This window comes from Desulfonispora thiosulfatigenes DSM 11270, assembly GCF_900176035.1.
Classification (GTDB): Bacteria; Bacillota; Peptococcia; order Peptococcales; family Desulfonisporaceae; genus Desulfonispora; species Desulfonispora thiosulfatigenes.
This window is the reverse complement of record NZ_FWWT01000008.1, coordinates 176,526-184,950: the sequence shown is the minus strand read 5'-3', so window position 1 is coordinate 184,950 and position 8,425 is coordinate 176,526. Positions and strand designations below refer to the sequence as shown.

The following is an 8,425-nucleotide window of genomic DNA, read 5'->3' as shown; positions in this document are numbered from 1 at the left end:
TCACAGGACGTGGAACAGTAGCAACAGGACGTGTAGAACGTGGACAAGTTAAAGTAGGCGAAGAAGTAGAAATCGTAGGAATGACAGAAGAAACAAAGAAAACAATCGTAACAGGAGTAGAGATGTTCCGTAAGTTATTAGATGCAGCAGAAGCAGGAGATAATATCGGAGCGTTACTACGTGGAGTAGATAGAAAAGATATCGTAAGAGGTCAAGTATTAGCAAAAACAGGATCAATCAAACCTCATACAAAATTCGCATCAGAAGTATATGTATTAACAAAAGAAGAAGGCGGACGTCACACACCATTTTTCAACGGATACCGTCCACAATTCTATTTTAGAACAACAGATGTAACAGGCGTAATCACATTACCAGAAGGAACAGAAATGGTAATGCCTGGAGACAACATTAAAATGGATATAGAATTAATCACTCCAATTGCAGTAGAAGAAGGTTTACGTTTTGCAATCCGTGAAGGTGGACGTACAGTTGGTGCTGGTGTAGTTACGGCTATCACTGAATAATTTCAAAAAGTCAACTATAGGTTGAAGCGTTAACAACACTTCAACCTATAGTTTTGAATTAATAACAAAAAAAGAAGAAATATTTGTTGTTACACAATAAAAGTTGTGTTAAAATCATAAGAGTGTGTTAGGCATGCGATGAGGTAGAAGGTTGCATAGATGGTGACACGCCAGACACCGTGTATTGGAAATTTCTACTGAGAATGTCCGTATTTAATTCGGGCGCAAAGGAGGGAAACGTATGGCGAAGCAAAAAATAAGAATTAGGCTAAAGGCATTTGATCACCAAATTTTAGATCAATCTGCAAAGAAAATTGTAGAAACAGCTAAAAATACTGGTGCTAATGTATCAGGTCCGATTCCTCTTCCTACTGAAAAGAATGTGTTTACAATTCTAAGATCACCTCATGTAAACAAGGATTCTCGTGAACAGTTTGAAATGAGGACTCATAAAAGATTGATTGACATATTAGAGCCTAACCCTAAAACAGTTGATTCTTTAATGAGATTGGATTTACCTGCTGGTGTTGATATTGAAATTAAATTATAATCTATGATTTTTAATATGCAATAAGGTTGTAGTAGGAGGTGGCAAAGAGTGGCCAAAGCAATTTTAGGTAAAAAGATAGGTATGACTCAGATTTTTGATGAGAATGGTCAAATTGTTCCAGTAACAGTTATACAGGCAGGTCCATGTTTTGTAGTTCAAACAAAAGCTCCTGAAACTGATGGATATAATGCTATACAAGTTGGGTATGGCGAAGTGAAAGAAAATAAGGTTATTAAACCTTTAAAAGGACATTTTAACAAAGCTCAAGTAAAATTTGTTAAATACTTAAGAGAGTTTAGAGTAGCTGATGTAAAAGATTATGCTATCGGTCAAGAAATCAAAGCGAATGTTTTTGAAGCTGGAGATTTTGTTGACGTAACTGGTATATCTAAGGGTAAAGGTTTCCAAGGTGCTATTAAAAAGCATAACTATAGCAGAGGACCTATGGCTCACGGATCTAAATACCATAGAAGAACTGGTTCTTTAGGTGCGGTAGGACCAAACAGAGTATTCAAAGGAAAAAAACTACCTGGACGTATGGGTGGAAATACAATTACAGTGCAAAACTTACAAATTGTAAAAGTTGACGCGGAACGAAATTACTTACTTATAAAAGGTGCAGTTCCGGGTCCCAAAAAAGCTTTACTTACTATTAAGTCAACAGTGAAAGCTTAGTAAAGCTTCTTTGTACGAAAGGAGGAACTATGATGCCTAAGGTGGCTTTATATAACACACAAGGTTCGCAAGTCGGAGATATTGACTTAAATGAAAATGTATTCGGAATTGAACCAAATGAAGGTGTAGTTCATGAAGCAGTTGTTATGCAATTAGCTAGTATGCGTCGTGGCACTTCTTCTACTAAATCTAGAGGAGAAGTAAGAGGAGGCGGACGTAAACCTTGGAGACAAAAAGGTACTGGTAGAGCAAGAGCAGGTACTATTCGTTCTCCATTATGGCGCGGTGGTGCGATTACATTTGGACCAAAACCTCGCGATTATAAATACAGTATTCCAAAGAAAAAAAGACGTTTAGCATTAAGATCAGTTTTATCTGCAAAGGTGATTGATGGAGAAATGGTAGTTTTAGATCAACTTGCGATGGCAGAACCTAAAACTAAAGAAATGATCTCCATATTAAGTAACTTTGAAGCAAGAAAAACTTTAGTTGTTACAGCCGATTCTGATGAAGTTATTTTCAAATCAGCTCGTAATATTCCTGGAGTTACATCTTTAGCTGCTTCATCTTTAAATGTTTATGATGTTATAAATCATGACAAGTTAATTATAACTAAAGATGCTGTATCTAAAGTTGAGGAGGTGTTAGCATAATGTTAAATTCACGCGACATTATAGTTAAACCTATTGTAACTGAAAAGTCTATGGGAGTTATGGAAGAAAACAAATATACTTTTAAGGTTGCAAAAAAGGCGAATAAAATTGATATTAAAAAAGCTGTAGAAGATATATTTAAAGTAAAAGTTTTAGATGTAAAAACCATGAATGTTAAAGGAAAAGTAAAACGAGTTGGACGTTCTCTAGGAAGAACATCAGATTGGAAAAAAGCTATTGTAACTTTAAAAGATGGAGACACAATAGAAATTTTTGAAGGTCTTTAAATATAATATGTAAATTTAATAAAATAATTCCTTACTAAATAAGTTTTATTAAATTTACTATTTACGCAACAAGTTGCTTTTTCAAGAAGGAGGGAACTGTAATGGCAGTTAAAAAGTTCAAGCCAACTTCACCAGGAAGACGTCAAATGACTGTTTCTTCATTTGAAGAGATAACAACCGATAAACCTGAGAAGTCATTAATTGAACCCTTGAAGAAAAATGCAGGACGTAATAACAGAGGTAGCATAACAGTTAGACACAAAGGTGGCGGACATAAACAAGCTTATAGAAAAATCGACTTTAAAAGGGATAAAGATGGTATTCCAGCTAAAGTTGCAACTATAGAATATGATCCAAACCGTTCTGCAAGAATTGCATTACTGAATTACTTTGATGGGGAAAAAAGATATATATTAGCTCCTAAGGGCTTAAAAGTAGGCGATGTTATATATTCTGGTCCTGAATCAGATATAAAAGTTGGAAATTCGTTAGCATTAAAAGATATGCCTGTTGGTACTATCATTCATAATATTGAGTTAAAAATTAAAAAAGGTGGTCAACTTTGTCGTTCAGCAGGAACTTATGCACAGTTGATGGCTAAAGAAAAAGAGTATGCTCATTTAAGATTACCTTCTGGCGAAGTACGCTTAGTACATGTTGAGTGTAAAGCTACTGTAGGTCAAGTTGGTAACGTTGAACATGAAAACATAACTATTGGTAAAGCAGGTCGCTCACGTTGGAAAGGTATCAAACCAACAGTACGTGGACTTGTAATGAACCCTAATGATCACCCTCATGGTGGTGGTGAAGGTCGTTCTCCAATAGGACGTAAATCACCAGTTAGTCCTTGGGGTAAGGTTGCTATTGGTGGAAATACACGTAAGAAGAAAAAAGCAAGTAGCAAGTATATCGTAAAATCACGCAAAGACTAATCCTTTTGGAAGGGAGGTTGACTACTTAATATGGGTAGATCGCTTAAAAAAGGACCTTACGTTGAAAAAAAGTTGTTAGCTAAGATTGAAGTTTTGAACGAAAAGAATGAAAAAAGAGTTTTAAAAACTTGGTCAAGAAGTTCAACAATTTTTCCCCAAATGGTAGGTCATACGATTGCTGTACATGATGGTCGTAAACACGTTCCTGTGTATGTAACTGATGATATGGTTGGACATAAATTAGGAGAATTTGCTCCTACTAGAACTTATAAAGGTCATGCAGGAACTGAACGTTCTACAGGCCTAAGATAGAAACAGAAAGGGGGTTCTAGTTATGGAAGCTAAAGCTGTTGCTAAACATATACGTATATCACCCCGTAAAGCGCGTCAAGTTATTGACCTTATTAGGGGAAAAGATATTAAAGATGCTTTTACAATTTTAAAGTTCATGCCTAACAAGGGAGCTTTCTTAATAGAAAAAGTATTAAAGTCGGCTGTAGCAAATGCTGAGCACAATTATGATATGGATCTTGATTCATTGGTAGTGGGCAAAGCTTATGTTGATCAAGGAGCTACTTTAAAACGTTTTAGACCGAGAGCTATGGGAAAAGCAGATAGTATTCGTAAAAGAACAAGTCATATTACTGTAATAGTTACAGAAAAAAAGGAGGGATGAGTAAGTGGGTCAAAAGGTAAGTCCTAAAGGATTACGAATTGGTGTCATTAGAGATTGGGACGCAAAATGGTATTCTGACAAAAACTATGTTGAACTCCTCCATGAAGATATTAAAATTCGTAAGTTCCTAAAAAATAAATTATTTCAAGCGGGTATTTCTTTAATTACTATCGAAAGAGCGGCTAATAGTCGAGTTAAAGTTAACCTTCATACAGCTAAACCAGGAATCGTAATCGGACGTGGTGGTGCTGAAGTAGATGCTTTAAGAAAAGAATTAGAGAAAATGACTGGAAAAAAAGTTAACATAAATATACAAGAAGTTAAAAAACCTGAGACGGATGCTCAATTAGTATCAGAAAACGTAGCTTCACAGTTAGTTAGACGTGTTGCATTCCGTAGAGCAATGAAGCAAGTTGTAACTAGAGCTATGCGTTTAGGTGCGGAAGGTATTAAAATTGCCGTTTCTGGACGTCTTGGAGGAGCAGAAATTGCTCGTACAGAATGGTATACAGAAGGCAAAGTTCCACTTCATACCTTAAGAGCAGATATCGATTACGGTTTTGCTGAAGCTGATACAACTTATGGAAAATTAGGTGTAAAAGTTTGGATATATAAGGGAGAGGTTTTGCCTAAAGCAAAATTAGCTCAAGTTGAGGAAGGGGGAAGATAGGTCATGTTAGTTCCAAAAAGAGTAAGATGGCGCAGACCCCACCTTAAAAAGTTAAAAGGTAAAGCACAAAGAGGAAACTTTATTTCACATGGTGAGTATGGTTTGCAAGCATTAGAACCTGGTTATATTACTAATCGTCAGATTGAAGCTGCACGTATTGCGATGACTCGTTATATGAAACGTGGCGGTCAAGTATGGATTAAGATATTCCCAGATCAACCAATTACAGCTAAACCTGCTGAAACACGTATGGGTAGTGGTAAAGGTTCCCCGGAATATTGGGTAGCAGTTGTAAAAACTGGACGCGTAATGTTCGAATTAGCTGGGGTATCTGAAGAAGTAGCACTTGAGGCTTTACGCCTAGGAATGCATAAATTGCCCGTGAAATGCAAAATTATTAAACGGGAAGATATGGGTGGTGACGCCAATGAAAACTAATAAATTACGCGATTTATCAAATGATGAATTAAATCGTAAAGTAGATCAATTTAAAGAAGAACTTTTCAACTTGCGTTTTCAAATGGCAACAGGTCAACTTGAAAATCCAGTTAGAGTAAAAGAAGTTAGAAAAAGTATTGCTAGAGCAAAAACTATTTTAAGACAAAGAGAGTTAGAAGAGCAAAGAGCTTAATCAAACTCTTAAACTCTTAGAAGGAGGTTAGTAGGATGGAAAGAGCGAACCGTAAGATTCGTATGGGAATCGTAGTAAGTGACAAGATGGATAAAACTGCTACAGTAGCGGTAGAAAACTACTTCCGTCATCCTCTTTATGGAAAAACGACAAAACTTACTAAGAAATTTAAAGCGCATGACGCTGAAAATGAGTGTCGTGTTGGCGATAAGGTAAAGATTGTTGAAACCCGTCCATTAAGCAAGGATAAAAGATGGCGTGTGGTTGAAATTGTTGAAAAGGCGCCTATTATTTAAGATTCTGTCGCCGGAAGGAGGTAAGCTGGTATGATTCAACAAGAAACTAGGCTAAAAGTCGGTGACAACACTGGAGCTAAAGAGTTATTATGCATTAAAGTTTTAGGTGGTTCAAAGCGCCGTTATGCTGCTATAGGTGATGTAATAGTTGCATCAGTTAAAGAAGCAACACCAGGAGGCGTTGTAAAGAAGGGTGAAGTAGTTAAAGCAGTTGTAGTAAGGACTGTTCAATCAACAAAAAGAAAAGATGGTTCTTATATCCGCTTCAGTGAAAATGCTGCTGTTATTATAAAAGATGATAGAAGTCCAAAAGGAACACGTATTTTTGGACCTGTAGCTAGAGAGTTGCGTGAGAGAGATTTTATGAAAATTATTTCTCTTGCTCCTGAAGTGCTGTAAGAGATGTAGCCTTTGGAGGTGAAAATAATGATTAAAAAGTTACATGTAAAAAAAGGTGATACAGTAGTAGTTACTGCTGGTAAAGATAGAGGTAAAAAAAGCAAAGTATTGCAATCGTTTCCTAAAGAGGGTCGAGTTATTGTAGAGGGTGTAAATGTGCTTAAAAAACATTCGCGTCCGACACAAAAGATGCCTCAGGGTGGTATTATTGAAAAAGAAGGCCCAATTCATGTATCGAATGTAATGCCTTTCTGTGCTAAATGTGGAAAAGGTGTTCGAGTAGCACATCAAGAGCTCGCTAATGGAACAAAGGTACGTAAATGTGCTAAGTGTAGCGAAGTTTTTGATAAGTAAGAGGGCCAGAAAGGAGGCAATTTCTAATGGCAAGATTGAAAGAAAAGTATTTGAGCGAAGTTAAGACTGCTATGCAGCAAAAGTTCAATTATAAAAATATAATGCAAGTGCCTAAAGTGGAAAAACTTGTAATTAACATTGGTCTAGGAGAGGCAGTTCAAAATTCTAAAGCTTTAGATGCAGCTATTAATGATTTAACTATAATAACTGGTCAAAAACCAATTGTTACTAAAGCAAAAAAATCAGTTGCTGCATTTAAACTAAGAGAAGGAATGCCGATAGGAGCAAAAGTAACTTTACGTGGCGAAAAAATGTATGAGTTTTTAGATAAATTATTCAGCATTGCTTTACCTCGTGTACGTGATTTTAATGGAACTTCACCTAAATCTTTTGATGGACGTGGAAATTATAGTCTTGGTTTAAAAGAACAATTAATTTTCCCAGAAATAGATTATGAAAAAATTGATAAGTTACGTGGTCTTGAGGTTGTTTTTGTAACTACTGCTAAGACTGATGAAGAAGCTAAAGAATTGTTACAGCTTCTTGGGATGCCTTTTAGAAGCTAAAAATTAAGGAGGTAATATTCTTGGCAAAAACTTCAATGATAGTAAGAAAAGCACCTAAGTTTGATGTCCGTGTAGTTAATAGATGCAAAGTTTGTGGACGTCCACGTGGGTATATGCGTAAATTTGGAATGTGCCGTGTATGTTTCCGGAAATTTGCTTATGAAGGCCAATTACCGGGAGTTACTAAATCTAGTTGGTAAACCTCGATGAATGGAAGGGGGGCTTTATAAATGGTTATGACAGATCCAGTTGCCGATTTTTTAACACGAATTCGTAATGCCAATATGGTAATGCATGAGAAGGTGGAAATTCCTGCTTCCAATATTAAAAAAAGCTTAGCTGAAATTTTAAAGGATGAAGGATTCATTAAAGACTACGAGTGCATTGAGGACGATAAGCAAGGAGTAATTCGTGTTTACTTAAAATATGGTTCAAACAGAGAAAAAGTTATATCAGGGTTAAAACGTATTAGTAAACCTGGTTTAAAAGTATATTGTAAGAAAGACGAAGTTCCAAAGGTGTTAGGAGGATTAGGCGTTGCTATAATCTCTACATCTAAGGGAATAATGTCTGATAGATCTGCTAGAAAAGCAGGCGTTGGTGGAGAAGTAGTTTGTTATGTATGGTAATATAAAGTTCGGGAGGTGTTCATATGTCCAGAATTGGTAAGCTTCCTGTCATGATTCCTGACGGTGTAAAAGTTGACCTAAATAATAATATTCTTGTTGTTAATGGTCCTAAAGGAGAATTAACAAAAGAATTTCACCCTGAAATAGGTCTTAATATCGAAGATAACCAAATAAATGTGACTCGTCCTAATGATAAAAAAGAAATTAGGGCATTACATGGCTTAACGCGTGCACTTATATTTAATATGGTTAAAGGCGTAAGTGATGGTTTTCAAAAAAATCTTCAGTTAGTTGGTGTAGGATATAGAGCTCAAATGCAAGGTAATAAACTTGTATTACAAGTAGGATATTCGCATCCTGTTGAGATAGAACCTGAAGACACTATTCAGATTGAAGTACCTGATCAAACAAAAATATTTGTTAAAGGTATTGATAAAGAACGTGTAGGACATTATGCTGCTAAAATCCGTTCAGTGCGTGAACCTGAGCCGTATAAAGGTAAAGGTATTCGTTATGAGGGCGAAGTTATTAAACTTAAAGCAGGTAAAACTGGTAAGAAGTAAATAATAGGAATGTAAGC

At 35.9% G+C, this 8,425-nt stretch carries 18 protein-coding genes; all 18 read left to right on the top strand.

The window, feature by feature from the left end; genetic code table 11:
• On the top strand, window positions 1-527 hold a 527-nt coding region (locus B8965_RS02770), incomplete at its 5' end, for an EF-Tu C-terminal domain-related protein (protein ID WP_242941912.1).
• 241 nt (window positions 528-768) lie between these two features.
• The gene (rpsJ, locus tag B8965_RS02765) at window positions 769-1,077 is read left to right on the top strand and encodes a 30S ribosomal protein S10 (protein WP_084052344.1); all 309 of its coding nucleotides are present in this window, start codon (window positions 769-771) and stop codon (window positions 1,075-1,077) included.
• A 48-nt stretch (window positions 1,078-1,125) separates the two neighbouring features.
• On the top strand, window positions 1,126-1,752 hold the full coding sequence (gene rplC, locus B8965_RS02760; RefSeq protein WP_084052343.1) for a 50S ribosomal protein L3: 627 nt from the start codon (window positions 1,126-1,128) through the stop codon (window positions 1,750-1,752).
• Window positions 1,753-1,784: 32 nt separating this feature from the next.
• Window positions 1,785-2,405 (top strand): 50S ribosomal protein L4, encoded by a 621-nt coding sequence (gene rplD / locus B8965_RS02755; protein WP_084052342.1) that lies wholly within the window; start codon window positions 1,785-1,787, stop codon window positions 2,403-2,405.
• Window positions 2,405-2,692, top strand: a complete 288-nt coding sequence (rplW, locus tag B8965_RS02750; protein WP_084052341.1) for a 50S ribosomal protein L23 — start codon at window positions 2,405-2,407, stop codon at window positions 2,690-2,692. The genes rplD and rplW overlap by 1 nt, the downstream gene beginning before the upstream one ends.
• Window positions 2,693-2,793: 101 nt before the next feature.
• Complete coding sequence (gene rplB, locus B8965_RS02745) at window positions 2,794-3,624, top strand: 50S ribosomal protein L2 (RefSeq protein WP_084052340.1); 831 nt, start codon at window positions 2,794-2,796, stop codon at window positions 3,622-3,624.
• Window positions 3,625-3,654: 30 nt separating this feature from the next.
• Window positions 3,655-3,936 carry a 30S ribosomal protein S19 gene (rpsS, locus tag B8965_RS02740; RefSeq protein WP_084052339.1) on the top strand — a complete coding sequence of 94 codons (282 nt, stop codon included), beginning with the start codon at window positions 3,655-3,657 and terminating at the stop codon, window positions 3,934-3,936.
• Window positions 3,937-3,958: 22 nt separating this feature from the next.
• A complete protein-coding gene (rplV, locus tag B8965_RS02735; protein ID WP_084052338.1) occupies window positions 3,959-4,300 on the top strand; it encodes a 50S ribosomal protein L22 in 342 nt (113 codons plus the stop codon).
• A gap of 4 nt (window positions 4,301-4,304) precedes the next feature.
• A complete protein-coding gene (gene rpsC / locus B8965_RS02730; protein WP_084052337.1) occupies window positions 4,305-4,970 on the top strand; it encodes a 30S ribosomal protein S3 in 666 nt (221 codons plus the stop codon).
• 3 nt (window positions 4,971-4,973) lie between these two features.
• Complete coding sequence (gene rplP, locus B8965_RS02725) at window positions 4,974-5,408, top strand: 50S ribosomal protein L16 (RefSeq protein ID WP_084052336.1); 435 nt, start codon at window positions 4,974-4,976, stop codon at window positions 5,406-5,408.
• Entirely contained in the window at window positions 5,398-5,601 is a 204-nt protein-coding gene (gene rpmC / locus B8965_RS02720) for a 50S ribosomal protein L29 (RefSeq protein ID WP_084052335.1), read from the top strand. Before rplP ends, rpmC begins: the two co-directional genes overlap by 11 nt.
• A gap of 35 nt (window positions 5,602-5,636) precedes the next feature.
• Window positions 5,637-5,897 (top strand): 30S ribosomal protein S17, encoded by a 261-nt coding sequence (gene rpsQ / locus B8965_RS02715; protein WP_084052334.1) that lies wholly within the window; start codon window positions 5,637-5,639, stop codon window positions 5,895-5,897.
• 30 nt (window positions 5,898-5,927) lie between these two features.
• Window positions 5,928-6,296, top strand: a complete 369-nt coding sequence (gene rplN / locus B8965_RS02710) for a 50S ribosomal protein L14 (RefSeq protein WP_084052333.1) — start codon at window positions 5,928-5,930, stop codon at window positions 6,294-6,296.
• 27 nt (window positions 6,297-6,323) lie between these two features.
• Window positions 6,324-6,650 carry a 50S ribosomal protein L24 gene (gene rplX, locus B8965_RS02705; protein WP_084052332.1) on the top strand — a complete coding sequence of 109 codons (327 nt, stop codon included), beginning with the start codon at window positions 6,324-6,326 and terminating at the stop codon, window positions 6,648-6,650.
• A 26-nt stretch (window positions 6,651-6,676) separates the two neighbouring features.
• Window positions 6,677-7,216, top strand: a complete 540-nt coding sequence (rplE, locus tag B8965_RS02700) for a 50S ribosomal protein L5 (RefSeq protein WP_084052331.1) — start codon at window positions 6,677-6,679, stop codon at window positions 7,214-7,216.
• A gap of 20 nt (window positions 7,217-7,236) precedes the next feature.
• Window positions 7,237-7,416, top strand: a complete 180-nt coding sequence (locus tag B8965_RS02695; protein ID WP_084052330.1) for a type Z 30S ribosomal protein S14 — start codon at window positions 7,237-7,239, stop codon at window positions 7,414-7,416.
• Between the two features lie 30 nt (window positions 7,417-7,446).
• Window positions 7,447-7,845 carry a 30S ribosomal protein S8 gene (rpsH, locus tag B8965_RS02690; RefSeq protein WP_084052329.1) on the top strand — a complete coding sequence of 133 codons (399 nt, stop codon included), beginning with the start codon at window positions 7,447-7,449 and terminating at the stop codon, window positions 7,843-7,845.
• A gap of 23 nt (window positions 7,846-7,868) precedes the next feature.
• Window positions 7,869-8,408, top strand: a complete 540-nt coding sequence (rplF, locus tag B8965_RS02685; RefSeq protein WP_084052328.1) for a 50S ribosomal protein L6 — start codon at window positions 7,869-7,871, stop codon at window positions 8,406-8,408.
• The last annotated feature ends 17 nt before the right edge of the window (window positions 8,409-8,425 follow it).